The sequence below is a fragment of the Streptomyces sp. NPDC058646 genome (assembly GCF_042716875.1).
In the GTDB taxonomy this organism is placed as follows: domain Bacteria; phylum Actinomycetota; class Actinomycetes; order Streptomycetales; family Streptomycetaceae; genus Streptomyces.
Window position 1 is genome coordinate 143,648 of the sequence record NZ_JBHXRK010000017.1, and the last position, 25,083, is coordinate 168,730.

General features: G+C 72.5%; 25 protein-coding genes. 7 read left to right on the top strand and 18 right to left on the bottom strand.

Features of this window, described 5'->3' with window-relative positions:
- Positions 1-18 precede the first annotated feature (18 nt).
- Positions 19-663: a sigma-70 family RNA polymerase sigma factor gene (locus ACFWUZ_RS21795; RefSeq protein ID WP_384375202.1), complete on the bottom strand. Its 645-nt coding sequence runs from the start codon at positions 661-663 to the stop codon at positions 19-21.
- 74 nt (positions 664-737) lie between these two features.
- Positions 738-1,904 (bottom strand): glycerophosphodiester phosphodiesterase, encoded by a 1,167-nt coding sequence (locus ACFWUZ_RS21800; protein WP_384375205.1) that lies wholly within the window; start codon positions 1,902-1,904, stop codon positions 738-740.
- A gap of 308 nt (positions 1,905-2,212) precedes the next feature.
- Here ACFWUZ_RS21800 and ACFWUZ_RS21805 point away from each other — a divergent pair, with 308 nt between their 5' ends.
- Entirely contained in the window at positions 2,213-2,842 is a 630-nt protein-coding gene (locus ACFWUZ_RS21805; RefSeq protein ID WP_384375208.1) for a lysophospholipid acyltransferase family protein, read from the top strand.
- Positions 2,843-2,845: 3 nt separating this feature from the next.
- Here ACFWUZ_RS21805 and ACFWUZ_RS21810 read toward each other — a convergent pair whose 3' ends face one another.
- The 3 genes from ACFWUZ_RS21810 to ACFWUZ_RS21820 form a co-directional block, all read right to left on the bottom strand.
- Complete coding sequence (locus tag ACFWUZ_RS21810; RefSeq protein ID WP_384375211.1) at positions 2,846-4,321, bottom strand: membrane-associated oxidoreductase; 1,476 nt, start codon at positions 4,319-4,321, stop codon at positions 2,846-2,848.
- 69 nt (positions 4,322-4,390) lie between these two features.
- A complete protein-coding gene (locus tag ACFWUZ_RS21815; protein WP_384375214.1) occupies positions 4,391-5,935 on the bottom strand; it encodes an MFS transporter in 1,545 nt (514 codons plus the stop codon).
- Positions 5,935-6,483: a TetR/AcrR family transcriptional regulator gene (locus ACFWUZ_RS21820; protein WP_384375217.1), complete on the bottom strand. Its 549-nt coding sequence runs from the start codon at positions 6,481-6,483 to the stop codon at positions 5,935-5,937. Before ACFWUZ_RS21820 ends, ACFWUZ_RS21815 begins: the two co-directional genes overlap by 1 nt.
- Before the next feature lie 89 nt (positions 6,484-6,572).
- Between ACFWUZ_RS21820 and ACFWUZ_RS21825 the strand changes: the two genes are divergently transcribed.
- Positions 6,573-7,091: an HAD domain-containing protein gene (locus tag ACFWUZ_RS21825; RefSeq protein WP_384375219.1), complete on the top strand. Its 519-nt coding sequence runs from the start codon at positions 6,573-6,575 to the stop codon at positions 7,089-7,091.
- Between the two features lie 60 nt (positions 7,092-7,151).
- Here the strand turns inward: ACFWUZ_RS21825 and argH are convergent, their stop codons facing one another.
- Positions 7,152-8,579, bottom strand: coding sequence for an argininosuccinate lyase (gene argH / locus ACFWUZ_RS21830; protein ID WP_384375222.1), 1,428 nt, complete (start codon positions 8,577-8,579; stop codon positions 7,152-7,154).
- A gap of 137 nt (positions 8,580-8,716) precedes the next feature.
- Positions 8,717-9,910 (bottom strand): argininosuccinate synthase, encoded by a 1,194-nt coding sequence (locus ACFWUZ_RS21835; RefSeq protein WP_327412965.1) that lies wholly within the window; start codon positions 9,908-9,910, stop codon positions 8,717-8,719.
- Between the two features lie 395 nt (positions 9,911-10,305).
- On the opposite strand from ACFWUZ_RS21835, the gene ACFWUZ_RS21840 reads away from it, so the two are divergent.
- Together ACFWUZ_RS21840 and ACFWUZ_RS21845 are read left to right on the top strand one after the other, a co-directional pair.
- Positions 10,306-10,887, top strand: coding sequence for a pyridoxamine 5'-phosphate oxidase family protein (locus tag ACFWUZ_RS21840; RefSeq protein WP_384375225.1), 582 nt, complete (start codon positions 10,306-10,308; stop codon positions 10,885-10,887).
- Positions 10,888-10,893: 6 nt separating this feature from the next.
- A complete protein-coding gene (locus ACFWUZ_RS21845) occupies positions 10,894-11,589 on the top strand; it encodes a L,D-transpeptidase (protein ID WP_384375298.1) in 696 nt (231 codons plus the stop codon).
- A 33-nt stretch (positions 11,590-11,622) separates the two neighbouring features.
- Here the strand turns inward: ACFWUZ_RS21845 and ACFWUZ_RS21850 are convergent, their stop codons facing one another.
- The 8 genes from ACFWUZ_RS21850 to ACFWUZ_RS21885 all read right to left on the bottom strand — a co-directional run bounded on the left by ACFWUZ_RS21850 (position 11,623) and on the right by ACFWUZ_RS21885 (position 19,442).
- Positions 11,623-12,162, bottom strand: coding sequence for an arginine repressor (locus ACFWUZ_RS21850; RefSeq protein ID WP_384375228.1), 540 nt, complete (start codon positions 12,160-12,162; stop codon positions 11,623-11,625).
- A 7-nt stretch (positions 12,163-12,169) separates the two neighbouring features.
- Positions 12,170-13,378: an acetylornithine transaminase gene (locus ACFWUZ_RS21855; protein WP_384375231.1), complete on the bottom strand. Its 1,209-nt coding sequence runs from the start codon at positions 13,376-13,378 to the stop codon at positions 12,170-12,172.
- Positions 13,375-14,283, bottom strand: coding sequence for an acetylglutamate kinase (gene argB, locus ACFWUZ_RS21860; RefSeq protein ID WP_384375234.1), 909 nt, complete (start codon positions 14,281-14,283; stop codon positions 13,375-13,377). The genes ACFWUZ_RS21855 and argB overlap by 4 nt, the downstream gene beginning before the upstream one ends.
- Entirely contained in the window at positions 14,280-15,437 is a 1,158-nt protein-coding gene (gene argJ, locus ACFWUZ_RS21865) for a bifunctional glutamate N-acetyltransferase/amino-acid acetyltransferase ArgJ (protein ID WP_384375237.1), read from the bottom strand. Before argJ ends, argB begins: the two co-directional genes overlap by 4 nt.
- Complete coding sequence (gene argC, locus ACFWUZ_RS21870) at positions 15,434-16,462, bottom strand: N-acetyl-gamma-glutamyl-phosphate reductase (RefSeq protein ID WP_384375240.1); 1,029 nt, start codon at positions 16,460-16,462, stop codon at positions 15,434-15,436. The genes argJ and argC overlap by 4 nt, the downstream gene beginning before the upstream one ends.
- Before the next feature lie 131 nt (positions 16,463-16,593).
- Positions 16,594-17,343 (bottom strand): N-acetyltransferase, encoded by a 750-nt coding sequence (locus tag ACFWUZ_RS21875; protein WP_384375243.1) that lies wholly within the window; start codon positions 17,341-17,343, stop codon positions 16,594-16,596.
- Between the two features lie 31 nt (positions 17,344-17,374).
- The gene (locus ACFWUZ_RS21880; protein ID WP_384375246.1) at positions 17,375-17,956 is read right to left on the bottom strand and encodes a histidine phosphatase family protein; all 582 of its coding nucleotides are present in this window, start codon (positions 17,954-17,956) and stop codon (positions 17,375-17,377) included.
- 31 nt (positions 17,957-17,987) lie between these two features.
- A complete protein-coding gene (locus ACFWUZ_RS21885; RefSeq protein ID WP_384375249.1) occupies positions 17,988-19,442 on the bottom strand; it encodes a PLP-dependent aminotransferase family protein in 1,455 nt (484 codons plus the stop codon).
- Here ACFWUZ_RS21885 and ACFWUZ_RS21890 point away from each other — a divergent pair.
- On the top strand, positions 19,441-20,370 hold the full coding sequence (locus ACFWUZ_RS21890; protein ID WP_384375253.1) for a DMT family transporter: 930 nt from the start codon (positions 19,441-19,443) through the stop codon (positions 20,368-20,370). The two genes, ACFWUZ_RS21885 and ACFWUZ_RS21890, sit on opposite strands and share 2 nt — an antisense overlap.
- Before the next feature lie 57 nt (positions 20,371-20,427).
- On the top strand, positions 20,428-20,625 hold the full coding sequence (locus ACFWUZ_RS21895) for a DUF1918 domain-containing protein (protein ID WP_266937789.1): 198 nt from the start codon (positions 20,428-20,430) through the stop codon (positions 20,623-20,625).
- A 1-nt stretch (position 20,626) separates the two neighbouring features.
- On the opposite strand, the gene ACFWUZ_RS21900 is transcribed toward ACFWUZ_RS21895, so the two are convergent.
- A complete protein-coding gene (locus ACFWUZ_RS21900) occupies positions 20,627-21,928 on the bottom strand; it encodes a glycoside hydrolase family 10 protein (protein WP_384375256.1) in 1,302 nt (433 codons plus the stop codon).
- A 152-nt stretch (positions 21,929-22,080) separates the two neighbouring features.
- On the opposite strand from ACFWUZ_RS21900, the gene ACFWUZ_RS21905 reads away from it, so the two are divergent.
- Positions 22,081-22,983, top strand: a complete 903-nt coding sequence (locus ACFWUZ_RS21905) for a 3-hydroxybutyryl-CoA dehydrogenase (RefSeq protein WP_384375259.1) — start codon at positions 22,081-22,083, stop codon at positions 22,981-22,983.
- Between the two features lies 1 nt (position 22,984).
- Here the strand turns inward: ACFWUZ_RS21905 and ACFWUZ_RS21910 are convergent, their stop codons facing one another.
- Both ACFWUZ_RS21910 and ACFWUZ_RS21915 read right to left on the bottom strand, forming a co-directional pair.
- On the bottom strand, positions 22,985-23,515 hold the full coding sequence (locus tag ACFWUZ_RS21910; RefSeq protein ID WP_384375262.1) for an NUDIX hydrolase: 531 nt from the start codon (positions 23,513-23,515) through the stop codon (positions 22,985-22,987).
- 53 nt (positions 23,516-23,568) lie between these two features.
- Complete coding sequence (locus ACFWUZ_RS21915; RefSeq protein ID WP_384375265.1) at positions 23,569-24,909, bottom strand: transcriptional regulator; 1,341 nt, start codon at positions 24,907-24,909, stop codon at positions 23,569-23,571.
- Positions 24,910-25,083 lie beyond the last annotated feature (174 nt).

Genomic DNA, 25,083 nt, shown 5'->3' on the forward strand with positions numbered 1-25,083 from the left:
GCCTGGTGGCCCGTTGGTCTACCGCTCCTTTCCCCGCAGGCCAGGAGCTGCAACCTCTGCAGCCAGCATTCTGCGCAGACATCCCAGGCAACGGGAACGGACGGGCCCCAAACTTCCTTGTGAGATACCCAACTCTCCTGCGATTTCACGGTAAGTGAGGTCTCTGGGCGAAAGAAGTGCCTTCATCAGCTCCGGACAGCGCCCGGGCAACCGGGCGACCGCCGAGCGGAGCGCCCGCCTCTCCTCGCCGTGCAGGAGGGCGTCCTCCGGTTCCGCGGCTCCCCCGCCGTGCGCGGCGCCGGGCCGGCGGTGGGCCTCCGCCGAGGGGTGGCGGCGGGCATCCGCGGAGGGGTGGCGGTCGTCGCCCGCGGAGTGATGACGGTAGTCGTCCACGGAGTGATGACGGTAGTCATACGCCACCTCGCGGCGGGCGCGGCGGCGGGCCCGGCGGGCCTCGGCGCGCACCGCCCGCCGCAGCCAGCGGGCCGGTTCCGCCGGGTCGGCGGTGTCCGGGGTGCGCCCGTCGCCCTCCAGCAGCCTGACCCAGACGGCTTGTTCCAGGTCGGCCGCGTCCACGCCGGCGCCCGGGGCCTCCGCGGCCGCCTCGGCGGAGAGCAGCGGGCCCAGTTCGTTCATGAGGTCGGGGTCCTTCAGCAGGTCCATGACGGGCGGGACGCGGGGGCCGTGCCCGGCGGTTTCCCCGCCGGGGTCCGGACACCCGTACGACGGGTTCCCCGCTACGGGTTGACGGGGCGACGGCCCGGACGGAAGGCCTCCGCCGCGAGCAGTCCGGTGTCCGGGTTGTCGGTGAAGATCCCGTCGATGCCCTGTTCGAAGTAGGTGCGGAAGGCGGCGAAGGCGTCGCCGTACGCGGCCGGGTCCGTGCCCTTGCGGAAATCGGCCGGAAGGAAACTGTTCTCGTTGCGCGCGGTGTAGGGGTGCAGCACCAGCCCGCGGGCGTGGGCGTCCTTCACCAGAGTGGTCGGCGTGCCGAGCCGGCCCGCCGCGTCGCGCGGGATGACCAGGTCCATCGTCGGGCCGATGCCCTGGGCGAAGCCGGCGATCCACTTCAGGCCCTCGGGCGTGACCAGGTCCGCGACGGTGCGCGGGTCCCCGGCCTGCTCGAAGTCCCAGGGCCGGGTGTCCGCGGCGGAGAGCAGGACCACGCGCGGGGCGGAGACCAGCCGGGCGAGCCGCTGGATGCTGGAGGGCTCGAAGGACTGGAGGAAGACGGCCGCGCCCCGGCCGTCGCGCCCGTAGCGGCGCAGGAGCCGGGCGAGGGGCTCCTCCAGGCCGAGGCCGAGGGAGCGGAAGTACGTGGGGTGCTTGGTCTCGACGTGCAGCCAGACCTTCCTGCCGCGCCGCCGCCCCTCGTCGTCGGCCCAGCGCAGGACCTCTTCGAAGGTGGGGACGGCCCACCGGCCGTCGTACAGGGTGTTGCGCTGGCGGACGGCGGGGATGCGTTCCTTCGCTCGCAGGGTCTTCAGCTCGGCGAGGGTGAAGTCCTCGGTGAACCAGCCGGTGACCGGGACGCCGTCGACGGACTTGGTGGTGCGCCGGGAGGCGAACGCGGGGTGGTCGGCCACGTCCGTGGTGCCGCCGATCTCGTTCTCGTGGCGGCACACCAGGTGGCCGTCCCGGGTCGGGACCAGATCCTGCTCGACGACGTCGGCGCCGAGGTCGAGGGCGAGCCGGTAGGAGCCGAGGGTGTGTTCCGGCCGGTATCCGCTCGCGCCCCGGTGGCCGATCACCGTCGGTACGGGGAGGTCCCGGAAGCCCCCGCCGCCGCCCCGTCCGCTCTCGGCGGCCGAGGCGGATCCGGCCATGATTCCGGCCATGCCGGTGCCCGCCGCCAGGGCCGCCGCCCCCAGGACCGTTCGCCGTGCTGCCCCACCCTGCGTCATGAGTGCCACTCCTCGTACTGAAGGGGGTCAGGGACCCGGGGGCTCGGATGTCCCGGTGTCGTACAAGCCCCGTTTCGGCGTGGCGATCGTAGGCACCGGCTCGTGTCCGGTACATGAGACGTCGGGGAACATGGCGGAAACACGCGTCAACACCGCGTATCCACCGCGTGAACCCGATGTGCGATCAGAGCTGACCCGCGAGTATCGTCCTCACCTGCACTACCGGTGTAGTGCGAAACCCGCTTTTCGATGCCGGAGGGCTCACGTTGTTCCGTACCGCGCTCATCAAAGCCACTGTCGGACCCGTCATGCGCATGATGTTCCGCACCCGCGTAGAGGGCATCGAGAACATTCCGGGCACCGGGCCGGTGATTTTGGCGGGCAACCACCTCACCTTCATCGACTCGATGATCCTTCCGCTGGTGTGCGACCGCACGGTCCACTTCATCGGCAAGGACGAGTACGTGACGGGCAAGGGCCTCAAGGGCCGCCTCATGGCGTGGTTCTTCACGGGTTCCGGAATGATCCCGGTCGACCGGGACGGGGCCAACGGCGGGGTCGCCGCCCTGATGACGGGCCGCCGCATCCTCGAAGAGGGCAAGGTCTTCGGCATCTACCCCGAGGGCACCCGCTCCCCCGACGGCCGCCTGTACCGCGGCCGCACCGGCATCGCCCGCCTGACCCTGATGACGGGCGCCCCGGTGGTCCCGTTCGCGGTGATCGGCACCGACAAGCTGCAGCCCGGCGGCGCCGGCATGCCGCGCCCGGGCCGGGTCACCATCCGCTTCGGCGAGCCGATGGAGTTCTCCCGCTACGAGGGCATGGACCGCGACCGCTACGTGCTGCGCGCCGTCACGGACTCCGTGATGGCCGAGGTCATGCGGCTCTCCGGCCAGGAGTACGTCGACATGTACGCCACCAAGGCGAAGGCGGCCTGACCGCTACTGGCGCTGCAGTGACCGGCTGACGCCCGCCGCCGTCGTGGTGGCGAGGATCCAGCCGGTCACGATCAGCAGGTACGACAGCCACTGGTAGCCGCCGCTCGGCGCGAAGGCCGACTCCTGGCCGAAGCCGACGATCGGCAGCATCAGGTCGATCGTGTAGAACACCGGGTTGAAGTCCGGCGCCTCCCCCGCCTTCAGGGCGCGCGGCGGATGCGTCCCGTAGGCGATCGATCCGGTCAGCAGCAGCGCCAGCAGCCAGCCCGCCGCGCGCAGCGGCCGGAAGCCGTAGCCGACGGTGGTGTCCTGGAGCAACCCCCAGAGCCGGGCGTGCCGGGGCAGGGTGCGCCGGTGCCGGCGCAGCTTGGCGAGCAGGACGGTCCGGGCCCCGGCCTCGTCGCCCGCCGTACGGTAGGACGCCGCGAGCTGTTCGTAGGCGTAGGGGAGATAGCCCGACTCCTCGCGCTCCAGAGCGGGCAGTCTCTCCTCGGCGCGCAGGTGCGGGGCCAGCGTCCGGTAGGTCAGGCCGTCGATGCGGATCCGCCCGGGCCAGGTCTGCGACGGCATGTGCAGCAGGTCGAACTGGGAACGGCGCAGGTTGACCACTCCCTGGATCCGGTCGCAGCCCCGCAGCCACATCTCGCCCACGACGCAGCTGGAGGCCCTGAGCGCGACACCGTCCGGGTTGGCGAACGAGGCGCGGCTGAAGTGGAGCTGACCCGGTATCCGGGACCCGGTGAGGTTGATCATGCCCTGGGCTTCGAGGCGGGCGGCCCTCAGGTCCGTGCCGACGGTCAGGGTCTCCGCGTGCAGGGCGATGCCGCCGGGGGTGAGCAGGCGCGCCCTGTCCAGGCTGACCTGGCCCGCGACCACCGCGCCGTTGAGACGCAGCTGGCCGTGGACGGTGAGGTCGTTGGCGATGATGTCGGTGCCGATCTCGACATGGTTGAGCTGGAGCGGCGGTTCGTGCTCCTCCTCGCCGGCAGAGGGCCCGATCACGGCTCCCTGGAGGAAGAGGCCGCCGGATATCCGGGCCCCGGCCATCCGGACGGGGCCCGTGATGCGGCAGCAGCTCATCCGTACGACGACGTCGACCCGGAGGTTGCCGGCCGTCATGCCCGGCAGGGTCGAGTAGCCGAGGACGAGCGCCCTCAACTGGGCCCCGTACAGCAGTGGTTTGCGTTCGAACCAGCAGTCGCGCAGCCGGATCGGGTGGTCGACGACCGCGTAGCGGAGGTCGAGCTTGCCCACGATCCTGGCGCCCTTGACCTTGAGCCCGGCGACCCGGCCCTCCTCGGGGGGACGGGCGCCGAGCAGGAGGGCCCGCAACACGTCGGCGCGCACGGTGCGTTCGGGGCCCCAGTCGGCTCCGTCGACGGAGCTGTCCTCGGGCCTGGCCCGGAAGTCGACGCCGTCGCCGCGCGGGAAGGCCTCCCATACGCGGCGTTCCGCCGGGGTAAGATCACTGATCTCCATCGCCGGGATGGTGTCCCGCGGCTCCGGGAACTGTCAACACCCGGCGGCAGAGCCCGTCCTGTCGGGACGTCAGTGCTCGACGCCGTCCTGGAGCTTCTGCCCCTTCAGCAGGAACCAGGCGGCCACGGCGGTGGCCAGCAGGACGGCGGCGCCGACGCCGGAGGCCAGCCGCAGCCCGTCCACGAAGGCCTCCTGGGCGGCTCCCACCATCTGCCCGGCGGTCTGCGGGTCCAGGACCTTGGCGGCCTCGACGGCCCCGCCGAGGGATTCGTGCGCGGCGTCCGCGACGGGCGCGGGAACCGAGGCGGGGGCGGTGAAGCCCTGGTAGACGCCGGTGACGATGGAGCCGAGCAGGGCGATGCCGAGGGCGGCGCCGAGTTCGTACGCGGTCTCCGAGACGGCCGAGGCGGATCCGGCCTGCTCCTTGGGAACGCTGGAGAGGATCACGTCGGCGGTGACGGTGAAGGAGAACCCGGCGCCGAGGCCGACGATGAGCAGGGAGGCGCCGAGCAGCGGGTAGCCGGTCTCCTTGTGGATCAGGGTGAGCACGGCCAGCGCCAGGCCGATGGCGGCGAGGCCGCCGGTGACGACGGACCGTACGGAGTACTTGCGGGCGTACCGCCCGGCCATCAGGCCGGTGACCACCGCGCCGACGGCGGCCGGCAGTTCGGCCAGGCCGGCCTCCAGCGGATCGCGGCCCTGGACGAGCTGGAGGAACTGGGAGAGGAAGAAGACCAGCCCGGAGAGGCCGAAGACGGTGAGCAGGTCGGCGAGGACCGCGCCGGAGAAGCCGCGGTGCTTGAAGAGCCGCATGTCGAGCAGCGGGGACGGCAGGCTGAACTGGCGGCGGACGAACATGTACAGGCAGGCGGAACCGAGTACGGCAGCGGTCCAGACGCCCCAGGTCATGCCGTGGGTGGCGAGTTCCTTGACGGCGTAGACCACGCCGATGACGCCGATCAGGGAGAGGGCGACGCTCAGCAGGTCCCAGGGGCCGGCGACCGGGTTCTTGGACTCGGGCAGCAGCTTGATGCCGACGAGGACCAGCGCGATCATGACGGGCAGGTTGATGAGGAAGACCGAGCCCCACCAGAAGTGCTGGAGCAGGGCTCCGCCGACGACGGGACCGACGGCGGCGCCCGCCGAGGCGGTGGCGCCCCAGATGCCGATGGCGAGGCTGCGTTCCTTGGCGTCGTGGAAGATGTTGCGGATCAGGGCGAGGGTGGACGGCATCAGGGTCGCACCGGCCACGCCGAGCAGGGCCCGGGCGACGATCATCATCTCGGGGCTGGTCGCGTAGGCGTTCAGGACCGAGACGGCGCCGAAGGCGGTGGCGCCGACGAGGAGCAGCTTCTTGCGGCCGATGCGGTCGCCGAGGGAGCCCATGGAGACGAGCAGTCCGGCGATGACGAAGGAGTAGATGTCGCCGATCCACAGCAGCTGGGTGCCGGACGGCTTGAGGTCCTCACTGAGGGACGGGGTGGCGAGGCCGAGCACGGTGGCGTCGACGGCGACCAGCAGAACGGCCAGGACGAGTACGGACAGCGCCAGCCAGCGCCCGGGGCTCCTGCCCTCCGCTCCCCTCGTGCGGCTGAGTTCTTCGGTACGGCTCATCACTCCACGCTCCGTCGTGCGCCACCGAGCAGCAGCTCGGTGATCATGTACTGGAAGTCCTTGGCCGCGACCCGGCCGTCCATGACGGCCCAGGCGCAGGTGCCGATGAGGCCGTAGAGGGCCTCGGTGAGCCAGGCGGGGCTCAGGTCGATCCGGATGTCGCCCTCCTGCTGTCCCCGCCGGAACAGCGCGCCGACCCGGGCGTCGAGCCGCGCCCAGCCCTCGTGGACCTGGTCGCCCTCGAAGAGCTGGTTCTCGGTGACGAGGAAGGCCAGCAGCGGGGCGTTGGGCTCCGCCTCGGCGACGAGCCGCTTCAGGGCCTCGACCGCCGTGCCCTCGTCGAGGCGGGCGTTGTCGAAGGCCACCTCGAACTCGCGGATGCCGAGTGCTTCGAGGGCCCGTACGAGGGCGTCCCGCCCGGCGAAGTGCCGGTGCAGGGTCGCGCGGCCGATTCCGGCGGCGCGGGCGACCTCGTCCATCGTGGCGGTCGATTTGCGGGAGAGCAGGGCCGCCGCGTCACGGAGCACCTGGTCACGATCCATGGCCATGAGACAAGCGTACCCCGAATGAGACGCACACGTCTCATTCGATCGGAAAATGAGCTGCCGAGAAACGGCACGGAAGGAATCCTTGCGCGATGAAGTCCACGAAACCGCTGCTGCTGATCGACGTCGACGGACCCCTGAACCCCTACGCCGCCAAGCCCCAGCGCCGCCCCGAGGGCTACAGCACCCACCGGATGCGCCCCACGGGCTGGACGGAGGCCGAGAGCGCCCGCCCGCTGCGGGTCTGGCTCCACCACGGCCACGGCGCGGAGCTGCTCGCACTGGCGGAGACGTACGAACTGGTGTGGGCCACGACCTGGAAGGACGAGGCCAACGACTGGATAGGCCCGCACCTGGGCCTGCCCAGGCTCCCCTTCATCGACTGGCCCGTGATGCACGGCCGGGCGCCGCGCGGCACCTTCTGGAAGACCCAGTACGTCCTGGAGTACGCGGGCCGCCGGCCCTTCGCCTGGATCGACGACGACGTCACCGACGCGGACCGGGAGTACGTCGGGCAGCGCCACCCCGCGCACGCCCTGCTGAGGTACGTCGACGAACGGGTCGGCCTCACCCGGGCCGACTTCGACGCGCTCGCCGCCTGGGCCGCGTAGGAACGCCGAGGGGGCGGCCGGAGCGGCGTGCGCTCCGGCCGCCCCCTCGGGGTGGTGCGGCTACTGCTTGTGAGCGGCCCAGGCGTGCTGGATCACCAGGTCGGCCTTCACCTCGGTGAGCTGGACCGCGACCGCCGACGGGGCGGTGCCGCCGCGGCCGTTGCGGGAGGCCAGCGCGCCCTTGACGTCGAGGACGGTGCGGACCTCGGGGGTCAGGTGCTCCGAGATCTTCGCGAACTGCTCGTCCGTCAGCTCGTCGAGCTCGATCCCGAACGCCTCGCACTCCTTCACGCACTCGCCGGCCACCTCGTGCGCCACCCGGAACGGGACCCCCTGCTTGACCAGCCACTCCGCGATGTCGGTGGCGAGGGAGAAGCCCGCCGGGGCCAGCTCCTCCATCCGCTCCCGGTTGACCGTGAGCGTGGCCATCATCCCGGTGAAGGCCGGCAGCAGGACTTCGAGGGTGTCGCAGGAGTCGAAGACCGGCTCCTTGTCCTCCTGGAGGTCCCGGTTGTAGGCCAGCGGCAGCGCCTTGAGCGTGGCCAGCAGGCCGGTCAGGTTGCCGATGAGGCGGCCGGACTTGCCGCGCGCCAGCTCCGCGATGTCCGGGTTCTTCTTCTGCGGCATGATCGACGACCCGGTGGAGAAGGCGTCGTGCAGGGTCACGAAGGAGAACTCCTTCGTGTTCCAGATGATGATCTCCTCCGCGATCCGGGACAGGTTGATCCCGATCATCGCGGTGACGAAGGCGAACTCGGCGACGAAGTCGCGCGAGGCCGTGCCGTCGATCGAGTTGCCGACCGAGCCGCGCTCGAAGCCCAGGTCGGCGGCGACCGCCTCCGGGTCCAGACCCAGCGAGGAGCCCGCCAGGGCGCCCGAGCCGTACGGGGAGACCGCGGTCCGGGTGTCCCACTGCCGCAGCCGCTCCGCGTCCCGGGACAGGGACTGCACGTGGGCCAGTACGTGGTGGGCGAAGAGCACCGGCTGCGCGTGCTGGAGGTGGGTCCGGCCCGGCATCGCCACGTCCGCGTGGCTCTCGGCGAGGCCGACCAGCGCGTCCTGGAGGTCCGCGACCAGACCGCCGATGATCCGGGCGTGGTCGCGCAGGTACATCCGGAAGAGGGTGGCCACCTGGTCGTTGCGGGACCGGCCGGCCCGCAGCTTGCCGCCGAGGTCGGCGCCGAGCCGCTCCAGCAGCCCCCGCTCCAGGGCGGTGTGCACGTCCTCGTCCGCGATCGTGCCGGTGAAGGAGCCGTCGGCCACGTCGGCCTCCAGCTGGTCCAGGCCGGCGATCATGCGGTCGAGTTCCTCGGCCGTGAGCAGGCCCGCCTTGTGGAGCGCGCGGGCGTGGGCGCGCGAGCCGGCGATGTCGTAGGGCGCGAGGCGCCAGTCGAAGTGGACGGACGCCGACAGCAGGGCCAGCGCCTCCGAAGGGCCGTCGGCGAACCGTCCGCCCCAGAGCCGGACGTCACCGTTGTTGCTGCTCACAGCTACTGCTCCTCAAGACTGCATGGCTTTGACGGCCTGTTGGTTCCGGATGTGCAACGGCCTCCCCGCCGCGGAGGAAACGGGGAGGCCGTCCGTGCTGCTGCACCACTGCGCTGCCGCACTGCTGCGGCGGCGCCTCAGGCCAGGTCGCGGCGGGCCGCGATCTTCGAGGAGAGACCGAAGATCTCGATGAAGCCCTGGGCCTTGGACTGGTCGAAGGTGTCGCCCGAGTCGTAGGTCGCGAGGTTGAAGTCGTACAGCGACTCGTCGGACCGCCGGCCGGTGACGACGGCGCGGCCGCCGTGCAGGGTCATCCGGATGTCACCGGTGACGTGCTGGTTGGCCTCGTTGATGAAGCCGTCCAGGGCGCGCTTGAGGGGGGAGAACCACAGGCCGTCGTAGACCATCTCGCCCCAGCGCTGCTCGACCTGCCGCTTGTAGCGGGCCAGCTCGCGCTCGACGGTGACGTTCTCCAGCTCCTGGTGGGCGGTGATCAGCGCGATCGCGCCCGGGGCCTCGTACACCTCGCGGGACTTGATGCCCACGAGCCGGTCCTCGACGATGTCGATCCGGCCGATGCCGTGGGCTCCGGCGCGGTCGTTGAGCTGCTGGATCGCCTGGAGCACGGTGACGGGCTTGCCGTCGATGGCGACCGGGACGCCCTCCTTGAAGGAGATGACGACCTCGTCGGCCTCGCGCGGCAGGGCCGGGTTCGAGGTGTACTCGTAGATGTCCTCGATCGGCGCGTTCCAGATGTCCTCCAGGAAGCCCGTCTCGACGGCCCGCCCGAAGACGTTCTGGTCGATGGAGTACGGGGACTTCTTGGTGGTCGCGATCGGGAGCTGCTTCTCCTCGCAGAAGGCGATCGCCTTGTCACGGGTCATCGCGTAGTCGCGGACCGGGGCGATGCACTTGAGGTCCGGGGCGAGGGCGACGATGCCGGCCTCGAAGCGGACCTGGTCGTTGCCCTTGCCGGTGCAGCCGTGGGCGACGGTCGTGGCGCCGTGCTTCTTGGCGGCGGCGACCAGGTGCTTGACGATGGCCGGCCGGGAGAGCGCCGAGACCAGCGGGTACCGGTCCATGTAGAGGGCGTTCGCCTTGATCGCCGGGAGGCAGTACTCGTTGGCGAACTCGTCCGAGGCGTCGGCGACCTCGGCCTCGACCGCACCGCAGTCGAGCGCGCGCTTGCGGATGACGTCCAGGTCCTCGCCGCCCTGGCCGACGTCCACGGCAACGGCGATGACCTCGGCGCCCGTCTCCTCGGCGATCCAGCCGATGGCGACGGAGGTGTCCAGGCCGCCCGAGTAGGCGAGTACGACGCGCTCGGTCACGGGTTTCTCCTTACGGTGCATTCAACGACAGGCATAACTATGCACTACTCCGTATGTTTCGTCAATCGACACGGGAAAGGGGGAGGTCAGCGGGGTGTCGCGGTCTGCTCGCCGGACGAGCGCCTGCTGCACGGCAAGGACCCCCGGGGGGCGGAAGGCCGCGCTCGGGGCTGCCGGCGCCGACCGCCCTGCTGGAGGACGCCGACCCGGCGACGCGGCACCCGGCCCTGGCCCTGCCGCGGCGGTGGACTGGAAGGCGACGGCACGCCGGGGCGGCTTCGAACCGACCGAACCGGCGGAGGGGTGGGCGCCGTTCTCGCAGTACAGGGGGAACCCGGCTGGAAGTGGTGAACACCACGGCCCCTTCAGCCACCCGCCGGTCCGATAATCGCACCATGGGAAAGCTCTACGCACGTATAGACGGCCGGCTGCGCACGTTCATCGAGGAGCAGCCGGTCTTCTTCACGGCCACCGCCCCGCTCGCGGGCGACGGCCACGTCAACCTGTCCCCCAAGGGCCGCGCCGGGACCCTCGTCGTCATCGACGAACAGACCCTCGCCTACCTGGACTTCGGCGGCAGCGGCGCCGAGACCATCGCCCACGTCCGCGAGAACGGCCGGATCACCCTGATGTGGTGCGCGTTCAGCGGGCCGCCGAACATCGTGCGCATCCACGGCGACGGCGAGGCCGTCTTCCGCGACGACCCGCGCTGGGCCGAGCTGATCGCCCTGTTCGGCGACGCCGACGGACCCTCCGCGCGGGCCGTCGTCCTCGTCCGGGCCCGCCGGATCGCCGATGTGTGCGGGTACGCGGTCCCCTTGATGGAGTACCAGGGCGAGCGGACCCTCCACGCGGAGTACTTCGGCCGCAAGAGCGACGAGGAGTTCGCGGAGTACTGCGAGAAGAAGGAGTTCATCGGATCGAGTCTCGACGGCCTGCCTGCGCTGCCGCTGCCCCTTCCGCCCCGTACCGTCTGACGTGTGCTGCGTACCGCTCTCGTCACCGGCTCGCTGATCGTCGCCGCCCTGCTGCCGCAGGGCCCCCGCGTCCAGGCCCCGCTGCCCGACCGTCTCGCCGACACCGGCGGCGGCAGCCAGCTGATCACCGCCGTCGCGCCCGCGCCCGGGTCCACGACCGGGCGGCTCACCTGGTGGGACCGGCGGGCGGGCCGCTGGTACGCGGCCGGGAGCGCCGAGGCCCGGTTCGGGGCGAAGGGGCTCACCGAGGGATCCACCCGCACCCAGGGGACCGACACCACGCCGACGGGCCTGTACGCCCTGCCGTACGCCTTCGGGATCCGTCCGGCGCCGGCCGGCACGGCGTACCCGTACCGGCCGGTGACGGAGGGGTCGTGGTGGTGCCAGGACAACGCCTCGGACAGCTACAACCGCTGGGTGGAGCCGCTGCCCGCGGACTGCGCGCCGGGCGAGGCCGAGCACCTGGTGACGTACGAGCAGCAGTACGCGCACGCGATGCTCATCGCCTTCAACTACGACCGGCCCGTGCGCGGCCGGGGCGCGGGCATCTTCCTCCACGTCAACGGCAAGGGGGCGACGGCCGGTTGCGTGTCCGTGCCGGAGCGGGCCATGCGGAAGATCCTGCGCTGGGCGGACCCGGGGCGGGGCCCGCACATCGCGATCGGCACGGAGTCCGGGGAGCTGGCCGTGACCCGCTACTGAAGCCGTGTCCCGGCGGTGCCCGCCGGGACCGGCTCAGCCCTCCTTCTGCGCCAGCCGCAGCAGGTGGTCGGCGAGGGCCTGGCCGCCCGCGGGGTCGCGGCTGATCAGCATCAGGGTGTCGTCGCCCGCGATCGTGCCGAGGATCGCCTGCAGTTCGGCCTGGTCGATGGCGGAGGCGAGGAACTGCGCGGCACCGGGCGGGGTGCGCAGAACCACGAGGTTGGCCGAGGCCTCCGCCGAGATCAGCAGTTCGCCGGAGAGGCGCCGCATGCGCTCCTCCTTCGCCGACTCGCCCAGCGGGGCCTGCGGGGTGCGGAAGCCGCCCTCGCTGGGCACCGCGTAGATCAGCTCGCCGCCGGTGTTGCGGATCTTCACCGCGCCCAGCTCGTCGAGGTCGCGCGAGAGCGTCGCCTGGGTGACGCTCAGCCCGTCGTCGGCGAGCAGTTTGGCCAGCTGGCTCTGGGAGCGGACCGGCTGCCGGTTGAGGATGTCCACGATCCGGCGGTGGCGTGCGGTGCGGGTCTGCGGGACGGCCTGGCCTCCCCCGTGCTCGTTGTCCTGCGCCTGACTCATCGTCGTCTCATTCTCCGGATCCGTCCCCGCTGGCTGCGTCGAGGACGCCGGGCAGTGCCTGGAGGAACGCGTCCGCCTCGGCCTCGGAGAGCACGTACGGGGGCATGAGCCGTACGACGTCGGGGGCGGGCGCGTTGACCAGGAAGCCGGCGTCCTGAGCCGCCTGCTGCACCCGGGGTGCGAGGGGCTCGGTCAGCACGATACCCAGCAGGAGGCCCGCACCACGGACGTGGGAGACGAGCGGATGGCCGTCCGCACCCCCGAGGTTCTCGATTCCGGAGCGCAGCCGCTCCCCCCGGGCCTTGACCTGGTCGAGCAGGCCGTCGGCGGCGATCGTGTCGATCACCGCGAGGCCGGCGGCGCAGGCGACCGGGTTCCCGCCGAAGGTGGTGCCGTGCTGCCCGGGCCGGAGCAGGTCGGCGGCCGGGCCGAAGGCGGCCACGGCGCCGATGGGCAGACCGCCGCCCAGTCCCTTGGCGAGGGTGACGAGATCGGGCTCCACGCCCTCGTGGGCCTGGTGCTCGAACCACTGGCCGCAGCGGCCGATGCCGGTCTGCACCTCGTCGAGGACGAGCAGGGTGCCGGTGGCGCGGGTGATCTCGCGGGCGGCCGTCAGGTAGCCGGCGGGGGGCACGACGACGCCGTTCTCGCCCTGGATCGGCTCGATCACGACGAGCGCGGTCTCCTCGGTGACGGCGGCCCGCAGGGCCTCGACGTCGCCGTAGGGGACGTGGGTGACGTCACCGGGCAGCGGCAGGAAGGGGTCCTGCTTCTTCGGCTGGCCGGTGAGCGCGAGGGCGCCCATGGTCCGGCCGTGGAAGCCGCCTTCGGTGGCGACCATGTGGGTCCGCCCGGTCAGCCGGCCGATCTTGAAGGCGGCCTCGACGGCCTCGGCGCCGGAGTTGCAGAAGAAGACCCGTCCCGGGCGGCCGAAGAGCTGGAGCAGCCGCTCGCCGAGGGCGAGGACCGGCCCGGAGGCGTAGAGGTTGGAGACGTGGCCGAGCGTGGAGATCTGCTCCGTCACCGCGGACACGATCGCGGGGTGCGCGTGGCCGAGGGCGTTGACCGCGATGCCGCCGACGAAATCGGTGTACTGCTTGCCGTCCGCGTCCCAGACCTGCGCGCCCTCGCCGCGTACGAGGGCCAGCGCGGGGGTGCCGTAGTTGTCGGTCAGCGCGCCCTGCCAGCGGGCGGCGTACTCCTGGTTTCCGGTCACTTGGGTTCCCCTCCCTGTGCGTCGGGCACGACCATCGTGCCGATTCCCTCGTCGGTGAAGATCTCCAGCAGGATCGAGTGCTGGACCCGTCCGTCGATCACGCGGGCGGTGCTGACACCGCCGCGCACGGCGTGCAGGCAGCCCTCCATCTTGGGCACCATGCCGCTGGACAGCTCGGGGAGCAGCTTCTCCAGCTCGCTGACGGTGAGCCGGCTGATGACCTCGTCGCTCCTCGGCCAGTCCGCGTACAGGCCCTCGACGTCGGTGAGGACCATCAGCGTCTCGGCGCCGAGTGCGGCGGCGAGCGCCGCGGCCGCCGTGTCGGCGTTCACGTTGTAGACGTGGTGGTCGTCGGCGCTGCGCGCGATGGAGGAGATCACCGGGATACGGCCGTCCGCCAGCAGCGCCTCGATCGCGCCGGTGTCGATGGCGGTGATCTCGCCGACCCGGCCGATGTCGACGAGCTCCCCGTCGATCTCCGGGCTGTGCTTGCTGGCGGTGATGGTGTGGGCGTCCTCGCCGGTCAGGCCGACGGCGAGCGGGCCGTGCTGGTTGAGCAGCCCGACGAGCTCGCGCTGGACGTGGCCCGCCAGGACCATGCGGACGACGTCCATGGCCTCGGGAGTGGTGACGCGCAGGCCCGCCTTGAACTCGCTGACCAGGCCCTGCTTGTCGAGCTGGGCATTGATCTGCGGGCCGCCGCCGTGCACGACGACGGGCCGCAGGCCCGCCTGGCGCAGGAAGACGACGTCCTGGGCGAAGGCGGCCTTGAGCTCCTCGTCGATCATGGCGTTGCCGCCGAACTTGATGACGACGATCTTGCCGTTGTGGCGGGTCAGCCAGGGCAGGGCCTCGATGAGGATCTCGGCCTTGGGGAGCGCGGTGTGCTTGCGTGCCGTGCTCATGAGGAGTACGCGCTGTTCTCGTGGACGTACTCGGCGGTGAGGTCGTTGGCCCAGATGACCGCCGACTCGGAGCCGGTGGCCAGGTCGGCGGTGATGCGGACCTCGCGGTCCTTCATCGACACCAGGTCGCGGTCCTCGCCGACCGAGCCGTTCTTGCAGACCCAGACTCCGTTGATGGCCACGTTGAGCCGGTCCGGGTCGAAGGCGGCCCGGGTGGTGCCGATCGCGGAGAGCACCCGGCCCCAGTTCGGGTCCTCGCCGTGGATGGCGCACTTGAGCAGGTTGTTGCGGGCGATGGACCGGCCGACCTCGACCGCGTCGTCCTCGCTGGCCGCGCCGACGACCTCGATGCGGATGTCCTTGCTGGCGCCTTCGGCGTCGCCGATGAGCTGGCGGGCGAGGTCGTCGCAGACGCTCCGTACGGCCTCGGCGAACTCGGCGTACGCCGGAACCTCGCCGGAGGCTCCCGAGGCGAGCAGCAGCACCGTGTCGTTGGTGGACATGCAGCCGTCGGAGTCGACCCGGTCGAAGGTGGTGCGGGTGGCGGAGCGCAGCGCCCTGTCGAGGGTGGCGCCGTCCACGTCGGCGTCGGTGGTGAGGACCACCAGCATGGTGGCCAGGCCCGGTGCGAGCATGCCCGCACCCTTGGCCATGCCGCCGACGGTCCAGCCGCCCACGCTCACGGCGGCCGTCTTGTGCACGGTGTCGGTGGTCTTGATGGCGATCGCGGCGGCCTCGCCGCCGTCCGCGGACAGGGCTGCCGCGGCGGCCTCGATGCCGGGGAGCAGCTTGTCCATGGGGAGCAGGACGCCGATCAGGCCGGTGGACGCGACGGCGACCTCTCCGGCGTTGTGCGGCTCGCCGAGGGTCTCGGCCACCTTTTCGGCGGTGGCGTGGGTGTCCTGGAAGCCCTTGGGGCCGGTGCAGGCGTTGGCGCCGCCGGAGTTCAGGACGACCGCGCCGACCGAGCCGCCGCGCAGGACCTGCTCGGACCAGTGCACGGGCGCGGCCTTGACGCGGTTGGAGGTGAAGACGCCCGCGGCGGCCAGACGCGGCCCGTGATTGACCACCAGGGCCAGGTCGGGGTTGCCGTTCGCCTTGATCCCGGCGGCGATGCCCGCCGCCGTGAATCCCTGTGCTGCCGTGACGCTCACGGTGCGACTCCGATCGTGGAAAGCCCGAGCTCCTCGGGGAGCCCGAGGGCGATGTTCATGCTCTGCACCGCGCCGCCGGCGGTGCCCTTGGTCAGGTTGTCGATGGCGCTGATGGCGATGATCCGCTGGGCGGACTCGTCGTAGGCCACCTGGAGGTGGACGGCGTTGGAGCCGCAGACGGCCTGGGTGGTCGGCCACTGGCCCTCGGGGAGCAGGCGGACGAAGGGCTCGTCGGCGTACGCCTTCTCGTAGGCGGCGCGGACGGTCTCCGCCGTCGCGCCGGGCAGGGCCTTGGCCGAGCAGTTGGCGAGGATGCCTCGGGGCATGGGCACGAGGTTCGCCGTGAAGGAGACCGAGACGCGCCGCCCGGCGAGCGGGGAGAGGTTCTGCACCATCTCGGGGGTGTGCCGGTGCACGCCGCCGACGCCGTACGGGGTGACGGAGCCCATCACCTCGGAGCCGAGCAGGTGCGGCTTGAGCGCCTTGCCCGCGCCGGAGGTGCCGGTGGCGGCGACGACGACGGCCTCGGGCTCGGCGAGCTGGGCCTGGTAGGCCGGGAACAGGGCGAGGGAGACCGCGGTCGGGAAGCAGCCCGGGACCGCGATGCGCTTGCTCCCCGCCAGCGCGGTGCGCCCGCCGGGGAGCTCGGGGAGTCCGTAGGGCCAGGTGCCGGCGTGCGGGGCGCCGTAGAACCTGTCCCAGTCGGCCGCGTCCTTGAGCCGGTGGTCGGCGCCCATGTCGACGACGAGCACGTCCTCGCCGAGCCGGGCGGCGACGGCGGCGGACTGGCCGTGGGGCAGTGCGAGGAACACGACGTCGTGACCGGCGAGGACCTCGGGCGTGGTCGCCTCCAGGGTCCGGCCCGCGAGCGGCACCAGGTGCGGCTGGAGGGAGCCGAGGAGCTGTCCGGCGTTGGAGTTGCCGGTCAGTGCGCCGATCTCCACTTCGGGGTGCGAGAGCAGCAGGCGCAGGACTTCGCCGCCCGCGTATCCGCTCGCTCCGGCCACCGCTACACGTACTGCCATCGGACCCTCCTCGTCGATGGCATGACTATACGTATCTACGCACGTTTATGCAAAGCCCTTCCTTCCGGACGGCCGCCCCTCCCAGTGTGACGGGTTCCGGACCGGACGACGGGGCCCAGGGCCGCCCGGCCCTACGCCGGCGGATGCCGGACCCAGACGTTCGGCTCCACGTAGACGGCGTGGCCCTGCTCCGGCTCGCAGTGGACCGGCGTGAGGGCACCCGGGACCAGGACCGGCCCCGGTGCGTCGAAGGGAAGACCGGTCCACTCCCGCCATTCGGCGAGCGATCCGGTGATCGTCATCGACAGCGGGGCCACCGAGTCGATCACCCCGCCCGCGCGGACGTGGACGCGCAGCCACGGGTCGCAGGGCAGGCCGTCCTCCCGGGTGCGGTACGCGTAGGCGTGGATCGGGGTGTCCGGCTCGGCGTGCTTCGCGCTGGGCCGGACCGGGGCGACGACCTCGGCGAAGCCGCGGGCACGGGCGTTCTCGCGCAGGGCGGCCAGCATCAGCCCGGACAGGCCCTCGCCCTGCCGGCCGGTGGCGACGCTGATCTCGACGGCGCTCACCGTGTCGGGCCGGACCCCTCGCCGCAGGTCGGAGAAGGTCCACAGGAGGACCTGGTCCCAGCCCCGGGCGGGCAGCACCCCGTCCCGCCCCGGCGCGTGCTGCGCGAAGGGGACGCTGAACCCGCGCGCCACGACCGCGTCGCCGTCGGTGGCGACCAGTACGTACTCCGGCAGCTCGGCCACCATCCGCGGATACAGCAGCCAGGCCAGCGGGTCGTGGCCGGCGAACTCCGGCCACGAGTCCGTCATGTCCCAGAGGCGGCCTGCCAGTTCGGGCCGCTCGGCAAGGGTGGTGATCACTGTTCCGGTCATCCCCGCAGGCTAGACAGGGGCCCGGGGTGACTCAACCGGTTTGCGCCGCCTGCAGGGAGAGGTACCAGCGGCCCGACCATCCGGTCAGCGTCACGGTGGACAGCGGCCGGACGTCGACGTTCCAGTACGTCTGCGGGGGCGCGTTCAGCGCGTAGACCAGGGCCGCCCGGACCACCGAGGGCTCGGCGACCGCCACGATCGCGCCCCCGTCGTCGGCCGGCCGGGTGTCCAGCCAGCCTCCGATGCGGGAGATGAAGGCGAGCAGGGACTCCCCTCCGTGCGGGGCGGCCCGGGGGTCGGCGAGCCAGAGCTCCACGGACCCGGGTTCGCGGGCGGCCACCTCGGCCAGGGTCAGCCCCCGCCAGCGGCCCATGTCGCACTCGCGCAGCGCGGGCTGGGCCATCGGCGCGTACCCGAGGGCCTGACCGGTCGCCCGGCTGCGCGGGGTCGGGGAGCAGTAGCGCAGCCCGGCCGCGCCCAGCGGTACGAGCCCCCGGGCGGCCAGCTCCACCGACCGCAGGCCGGTCCCGTCCAGCGGGCGGTCGTCGTCGAAGCGCTCGGCGAGCAGCGAGCAACTACGGGCTGCGGCAACGAGCGAGACCCGAACATGCATGCGGCGATGGTGAGCCGTCGGCCGCGCGGGGTCAAGCGTCCGGACCGACGCCGCGGGGGAGCCCGGCCTTCAGCCGCCGCACCGCCTCCACCAGCTCCGCGGGGCCCGAGACCCCGGCGAAACCCATGCGCACGTAGGCGGCCGGCGGTTCCGCGCAGAAGTACGGACGGCCGGGCGCGACCGCGACCCCGGCGCGCAGGGCGGCGGCCGCGAAGGCGGTGTCGTCGCCCGCTCCCCCGGTACGGACCCACAACTGGTAGCCGCCGGAGGGCAGGTGGGGCAGCTCCAGCCCGGGCAGCTCCCGTCGCAGGGCGCCGGCGAGCACCTCCCGCCGGTGCCGGAGCTCGGCGGCCACGGCCCGCAGGTGGCGCGGCCAGGCGGGAGCGCCGACCAGCTCCAGGGCCGCCTCCTGGAGGGGCCGGGGCACGAAGAAGCTGTCCACGACCTGGATGGCGCGCAGCCGGTCCACGACCGGGCCGCGGGCCGCGATGGCACCCACCCGCAGGCTGGGGGAGGTCACCTTGGTCAGCGACCTGACGTGCACCACCAGCCCGGACTCCACGGCGTCGTCCTCGGCGGCCAGTGTCGGGGGCAGCCGGCCAGCGTCCTCGTGGGCCAGGGACCGGGCGTAGTCGTCCTCGACCACGAAGGCACCGGCCGCCCGGGCGATCCGCAGCACCTCGGCCCGCCGCCCGGGGGCCAGTACCGCCCCGGTCGGGTTCTGGAAGAGCGGCTGGCACACGAAGACCCGCGCCCCGGTCGCTTCGAAGGCGGCGGCCAGCAGTTCCGGCCGGACCCCCTCGGCGTCCACCGGGACGGGCACGGGACGGCAGCCCGAGGCGCGGGCGATCGCCAGCAGGCCGGGATAGGTCGGGGACTCGACCAGGATCGGCGCCCCGGGCGGGGCCAGTGCGCGCAGGGCGGTGGTCAGGGCGCTCTGCCCGCCCGCGGTGACGAGGACGTCGGAGGCGGTGACGGCTCCGCCGATCTCCCGGGCGAACCAGTCGCGCAGCTCGGGCAGCCCTTCGACGGGCGGCCGCCCCCAGGCTCCGGGCCGCCGGCCGGCCCGGGCCAGTGCGGCCGCCATGGCCCGCTCGGGCTGGAGCGAGGGGTGCAGGTACCCGCCGTTGAGCTCGACGACGCCGGCCGGGGGCGCGGTGAGCGAACTCAGCACCCCGGTGGCGTCGACGGAACGCGGGATGACCTCCCCGGCCCCCTCCGCACTGAGGGCGACCTCCTGCCAGGAGGTGTCCCCGGTCACGGGGGCCTCGGCCCGGGGCCGGGCCCGGAAGACGCCGGCGCCGGGCCGGGTGACCACGAGGCCCTCGGCGGCGAGCTGCGCGAGGGCCCGGGACACCGTGACGGGGCTGACCCGGAAGCGCTCGACCAGAGCCCTGCTCGACGGGAGCTTTCCACCTACCGAGTAGCGGACGAGCTCGGTCCTCAGGGATTCTGCCAGCTCCGCCACGCTGCTACGCTCGTACATGACAGCACAGAATAGCGCTACTCTCCCATCGACGATAGCGGTCGAGGATTCCGCGGGCCGGGCCGCGGGTCCGGCCGCCACCCGGGGCACCCTCCTCGCCTCGCTCGGAGTCATCGCCTTCTCGCTGACCTTCCCGGCCACCGCCTGGGGCCTGGAGAGCTTCGGGCCGTGGTCCCTGGTGGCCCTGCGCAGCGTCCTCGCCGCCGTCATCGCCGGGGGCTTCCTGCTGGCCCGGCGGGCCCCGCTGCCCGGCCGCGAGCACTGGGCGGGCCTGGCCGTGGTCGCCGGCGGGGTGGTCGTCGGCTTCCCCCTGCTCACCACCCTCGCGCTGCAGACCTCCACCACCTCGCACGCCGCCGTCGTCGTGGGCCTGCTCCCGCTGACCACGGCCGCGCTCTCCGCGCTCCGTACCGGGGCCCGGCCCTCGCGCACCTTCTGGGGTGCGGCGGGGGCCGGGGCGGCGGTGGTCCTCGGGTTCACCGTGGCGCAGAGCGGCGGCGCCCTCTCGGCGGGCGACGCCTACCTCTTCGCCGCCCTGCTGGTGTGCGCCGCCGGATACACCGAGGGCGGGCGCCTCGCGCGGGTGCTGCCCGGCTGGCAGGTGGTCGGCTGGGCCCTGGTGCTGTGCCTGCCGCTCAGCGTGGCCGGCTCGGCGCTCGGGCTCGCGTACGAGCCGGTGCACCTCACCGGCCACGGGCTGGCCGGCCTGGTCTGGGCGGCGGCCGGCTCCACCTTCCTCGGCCTGTACGTCTGGTACCGGGGGATGGCGGAGATCGGCGCGCCCCGGGCCAGCCAGCTCCAGCTCGCCCAGCCGCTGCTCACCCTGGTCTGGTCGGTGGCGCTGCTGGGCGAGCACCTCTCCCCCGCCGTACCGGCGGCCGCCTGCGCGGTGCTGCTCTGCATTGCGGTGACCCAACGGGTCAAATAGCCGCGTTCCGACCTAAACTGCTAGCACCGGATCGGACCGCCACGGAGGAGGTCAGTTATGCGCGCGACCGAAGGCGACCAGCTGGTGCAGCACGGCAGGATCGTCGGACAGCACGACAAGGTGGGCGAGATCACCCAGGTGCTGGGCGAGAACGGCACTCCCCCGTACCGGGTCCGTTTCCAGGACGGGCACGAGGCTCTGATGGCTCCCGGACCCGACTGCACGGTCCGCCACCCCGAAGAGCCCGAGCACTGACTCAGCGCGGGGGCACGGCCGAGCCGTAGTGGTCGGCGACGACCCTGGCCATCGCCCCGTTGGGATCCGCGGCCACCTGCTTCGCGGAGAAGTAGACGTGGCCGCGGACCTCTTCGAGGTCCCGGGCGAAGCTGACGTGCCGCGACAGCTCCGCTGGGTCGCGCCAGGCCGCGGTCGGGCTGTCGGCGTCGCAGCGGTACAGCGCCTCCCCCACGTACAGGTCCACGCCGGTGCCCTGCACGGTGTGCGCCCACCAGGGGACGACGTCGGCGTAGTCGGCGACCGGATGGCCGATGTGCCAGTACGCCTGGGGCACGACGTAGTCGACCCAGCCCTCCCTGACCCACCTGCGGGTGTCCGCGTACAGGTCGTCGTACGTGGCGAGGCTGCCGTCCGTCGGTGAGCCCAGCGGGTCCCGCCCGGCGTTGCGCCAGACCGCGAACGGGCTGATGCCGAACCGCGCCTGCGGGCGGACCTCCTTGACCCGCACGGACATCTCGCTGACCAGGGTGTCGGTGTTGTGGCGGCGCCAGGCGGCGCGCGAGGCGAAGCCGGAGCCGTGCTCCTCGTAGGCGGCGTCGTCGTCGAAGTACTCGCCTTCCACGGGGTAGGGGTAGAAGTAGTCGTCCCAGTGCACCGCGTCCACGGCGTAGCGGCCAACGGCGTCGATCATGGCGTCCTGGACGAAGTGGCGCACCTCGGGCAGGCCGGGGTTGTAGTAGAGCTTGCCGCCGTACGCGACCGTCCAGCCGGGGTTGCGCCGGGCCGGGTGCCCGGACACCAGCCGCCCGGGGTCGGTGTGGTGGGCGACCCGGTACGGGTTGAACCAGGCGTGCAGTTCCAGGCCGCGGGCGTGCGCCTCGGTGACGGCGGTGCCCAGCGGATCCCACCCGGGATCCGTGCCCTGCTTCCCGGTCAGCCACTGCGACCACGGCTCCAGCGGCGAGGGCCACAGCGCGTCGGCCGCCGGCCGGACCTGGAGGATCACCGCGTTCAGCCGGCGCTCGACGGCGGCGTCGAGGAGGCCGAGCAGTTCGCGCCGCTGCTCCGCGGCCGGGAGCCCGCTCCTGGAGGGCCAGTCCACGTTCGACACGGTCGCGATCCACATCCCGCGGAATTCCGGGGCAGCCGCGGCCCACGACGGCCCCGGTTCCGCCGGACTCCCGGCCGCGGCCGGCCGGTGCGGCGCTCCCCGCCCCCCGGGGGCGACGGCCGCTCCGGCCGTCCCCGTCTGCCCCGCGGCGGCCGTGACCAGCGCGCCTGCCGCCCCCGCCAGCAGCCCTCGCCGCCCGATGTGCGCCATGTGACGACTCCGTTCCTGTGCGTGAAGTTGATCTGCTGCGCACAGCATGCCGCCCCGGCCCGCCACCTCGGGCAAGGTCGGGGGTAACGTCGTGGGGCGTGGCGGGCGCCGGAATGCAGTTACCACTGACAAGCACGGGGGACCCGCGATGGATGAGCAGCGAAAGGCACGATGTGACGGACCTCTCTACCCTCCCGACCGACATCGCACGGGTCGGCGTAGTGGGCTGCGGCCAGATGGGCGCGGGCATCGCCGAGGTGTGCGCCCGCAGCGGCCTTGAGGTGAAGGTCGCCGAGACCACGGGCGAGGCCCTGGAGATCGGGCGCACCCGGCTGCACAACTCCCTGATGAAGGCCGCCGAACGCGGCAAGATCAGCGAGGAGGAGCGGGACGCGACCCTGGCCCGCCTCACCTTCACCACCGACCTCGGCGAATTCGCCGACCGTGACCTCGTCATCGAGGCCGTCGTCGAGAACGAGCAGGTCAAGACGGAGATCTTCCAGGTCCTCGACCAAGTGGTCACCCGGCCGGACGCGATCCTGGCCTCGAACACCTCCTCCATTCCCCTGGTCAAGCTGGCCGTCTCCACCTCGCGCCCCGACCAGGTCATCGGCATCCACTTCTTCAACCCGGCGCCGGTGCAGCAGCTCGTCGAGCTGATCCCCGCGCTGACCACCGGTGAGGAGACGGTCAAGCGGGCCGATGCCCTGGTGCGGGACGTGCTGGGCAAGCACGCGATCCGCGCCCAGGACCGTTCCGGCTTCGTGGTCAACGCGCTCCTCATCCCGTACCTGCTGTCCGCGATCCGGATGTTCGAGTCGGGCATCGCGAGCCGCGAGGACATCGACAACGGCATGGAGCTGGGCTGCGCCCACCCGATGGGCCCGCTGAAGCTGGCGGACCTGATCGGCCTGGACACCGTGGCCTCGGTCGCCGACTCCATGTACGCCGAGTACAAGGAGCCGCTGTACGCCGCCCCGCCGCTGCTCCAGCGGATGGTCGACGCGGGCCGCCTCGGCCGCAAGACCGGCTCGGGCTTCTACCCGTACGGATGACCTAGCCGAGCCGCAGATGGTGCAGGAGCAGGAGCCCGGCCGCCATGTTGGCGGCCGGGATCTCCCCGCGCGCGATCATCTGGGGGACGAGCCCGAGCGGCACCCACTCGCGGCGTGAGGACTCGAAGTCGTCCTCGGGATGGCCGGTCCAGGTGGCCCCGTCCGCCCAGTACAGGTGGTGGCGGGCGTCCGTCAGCCCGTTGGAGGGCTCGACGGTCATCAGGTGGTGGAGCGGGCCGGGCCGCCAGCCCGACTCCTCCTCCATCTCCCGGGCCGCGGCGGCGGCGATGTCCTCGCCGTCCTCGACCACCCCGGCGGGCAGTTCCCAGCCCCAGCTGTCGGTGATGAAGCGGTGCCGCCACAGCAGCAGCACCTCGTCCGCCGCGTTGACGGCCGTGGCGACGGCGACGGGACGGAGCCGGATCACGAAGTGGTCCAGGTGCCGCCCGTCGGGCAGTTCCACGTCGGCGAGATTCACGTCGAACCAGCGGTTCTTGTACACAGTCTGCTCACTGAGGTTCGTCCACTGCACGGCTGTGCCACCTTCCGATCGAGTTGGTGGCAACATGGCAGCAGTTCACGGCCTCACAGGGGAACGCGCAGCGCCCCGTCGATCAGCTGCGCGGTCTCCTCCGCGCCCGAGCAGCCACTGGTCAGCAGCTGTTCGCGGACCGCCCTGAGCCGGTCGCGCAGCCGCAGCGACTCCATCCCCTTGGCCCGCTCGGCCATTTCGGCCGCGGCGGCCACCGCCCGGTCCGCCTCCCCCTGCCGCAGCTGGATCTCGCACAGCATCGCCAGCCGGTGCACCCGGCCCCGGTCGTGCGCCGGGGTGCCGACCGCTGCCGTCGCCTGCTCGTGGGCCGCGTCGAGCTCCCCCATGCTCAGCAGCGCCTGCGCCACCTGGACGTTGACGAGCCCCGGCTGGACGTAGCCGGTCTCGTCGGGCTCGGTGCCGGGCCGGATCCGGTCGGCGGCCGCCTCCGCGCTGCGGATGCAGCCCAGTGCGGCCCCGCTGTCGCCGAGTTGCGCGTACGCCTTGGCCTGCATGGCGTACAGGTCGGCGGCCAGGGCCGGGGTGGTGTGCCGGCCCGCGGCGCGCAGGGCCGCCTCGGCGAAGGCGACGGCCTGGCGGTACTCGCGCAGGTGCAGGGACTGGTTGACGAGCAGCGCGATCACGTAGGCCCCGAGTCCCCGGTCGCCGCTGGCCTTGGCCAGGCGCAGGGCCTGGTGGAAGTAGCGCTGGGCCAGGCCGTGCGCGTCCGAGTCGTACGCGCAGATGCCCGCCACCGCCACCAGGGACCCGGTGGCGCGGTGCAGCCGGCGCCCGAGCGCGTCGGGGTAGCTCCCGCGCAGCATGGGCGCGGTCTCGCTGCCGAGGAAGCGGACGATCCTGGCGCGGGTGGCCACGCCCCCGGCGCGGCGGTACATCAGCTCGTAGTGGGCGCGGGCCGCCCGCAGGACCTCGATGTGCTCCGGCCCGATCCGGTACGGGCCTTCGCGGGAGACGTCGGCGTCCTCGGGCGGGTTCTCCCACTCCCAGACCGGGATGACCGCGGACGTGCCGGTGACGGCCCCGGCGGTGAGCAGCTGGGGCCGGCCCTGCTCGTCCGAACGCCACAGGGCGGCGGCCCGGTCGACGAACCCGCTGAGCGGTGAGGCGTGCGAGGAGCCCGGCCCGTCCGGCATGCCGAGCCCGATGTCGTCCAGTCCCAGGGGGCGCCGCAGCCGGCCGCCGAGCACCTCGCAGATCAGGTCGGGCACCTGGCCGCGCGGCCGCTGGCCCCTCAGCCAGCGGGCCACCGCCGTGTGTTCGTAGCGCAGGGCGAGCCCTCGGGTCCGGCCCGCCTGGTTCACGTACGCGGCGAGTCCGGCGTGGGACATGCCCGCCTCGGCGAGGAGGGCGTCGAGCAGGACATTGGGCTGCATGGGCCGCTCCCCGGGGCTCGTCGTTCTCAGGCTAGTGGGTGCGCGGTTCACACGGGGTGTGAACCGCGTACGCGCATAAATGCGATACGCACCCTGCCGCGCGAGGGCCGTTCGGCGGTTCACTGAAGAGCCTCGCCAAGAGGCAGCTCGGGTCGTCGGCTCCCCCTCGTACAG

Coding starts and splice junctions, on each gene's coding strand:
- argB (WP_384375234.1), bottom strand. CDS start 14,283: ATGAGCACGGCACGCAAGCACACCGCGCTCCCCAAGGCCGAGATCCTC.
- ACFWUZ_RS21800 (WP_384375205.1), bottom strand. CDS start 1,904: ATGACGCAGGGTGGGGCAGCACGGCGAACGGTCCTGGGGGCGGCGGCC.
- ACFWUZ_RS21915 (WP_384375265.1), bottom strand. CDS start 24,909: ATGCAGCCCAATGTCCTGCTCGACGCCCTCCTCGCCGAGGCGGGCATG.
- ACFWUZ_RS21905 (WP_384375259.1), top strand. CDS start 22,081: ATGAGCAGCGAAAGGCACGATGTGACGGACCTCTCTACCCTCCCGACC.
- ACFWUZ_RS21840 (WP_384375225.1), top strand. CDS start 10,306: ATGGGAAAGCTCTACGCACGTATAGACGGCCGGCTGCGCACGTTCATC.
- argC (WP_384375240.1), bottom strand. CDS start 16,462: ATGGCAGTACGTGTAGCGGTGGCCGGAGCGAGCGGATACGCGGGCGGC.
- ACFWUZ_RS21850 (WP_384375228.1), bottom strand. CDS start 12,162: ATGAGTCAGGCGCAGGACAACGAGCACGGGGGAGGCCAGGCCGTCCCG.
- ACFWUZ_RS21795 (WP_384375202.1), bottom strand. CDS start 663: ATGGACCTGCTGAAGGACCCCGACCTCATGAACGAACTGGGCCCGCTG.
- ACFWUZ_RS21885 (WP_384375249.1), bottom strand. CDS start 19,442: ATGTACGAGCGTAGCAGCGTGGCGGAGCTGGCAGAATCCCTGAGGACC.
- ACFWUZ_RS21900 (WP_384375256.1), bottom strand. CDS start 21,928: ATGGCGCACATCGGGCGGCGAGGGCTGCTGGCGGGGGCGGCAGGCGCG.
- ACFWUZ_RS21875 (WP_384375243.1), bottom strand. CDS start 17,343: ATGACCGGAACAGTGATCACCACCCTTGCCGAGCGGCCCGAACTGGCA.
- ACFWUZ_RS21810 (WP_384375211.1), bottom strand. CDS start 4,321: ATGGAGATCAGTGATCTTACCCCGGCGGAACGCCGCGTATGGGAGGCC.
- ACFWUZ_RS21805 (WP_384375208.1), top strand. CDS start 2,213: ATGCGCATGATGTTCCGCACCCGCGTAGAGGGCATCGAGAACATTCCG.
- ACFWUZ_RS21815 (WP_384375214.1), bottom strand. CDS start 5,935: ATGAGCCGTACCGAAGAACTCAGCCGCACGAGGGGAGCGGAGGGCAGG.
- ACFWUZ_RS21820 (WP_384375217.1), bottom strand. CDS start 6,483: ATGGCCATGGATCGTGACCAGGTGCTCCGTGACGCGGCGGCCCTGCTC.
- ACFWUZ_RS21880 (WP_384375246.1), bottom strand. CDS start 17,956: ATGCATGTTCGGGTCTCGCTCGTTGCCGCAGCCCGTAGTTGCTCGCTG.
- ACFWUZ_RS21890 (WP_384375253.1), top strand. CDS start 19,441: ATGACAGCACAGAATAGCGCTACTCTCCCATCGACGATAGCGGTCGAG.
- ACFWUZ_RS21895 (WP_266937789.1), top strand. CDS start 20,428: ATGCGCGCGACCGAAGGCGACCAGCTGGTGCAGCACGGCAGGATCGTC.
- ACFWUZ_RS21825 (WP_384375219.1), top strand. CDS start 6,573: ATGAAGTCCACGAAACCGCTGCTGCTGATCGACGTCGACGGACCCCTG.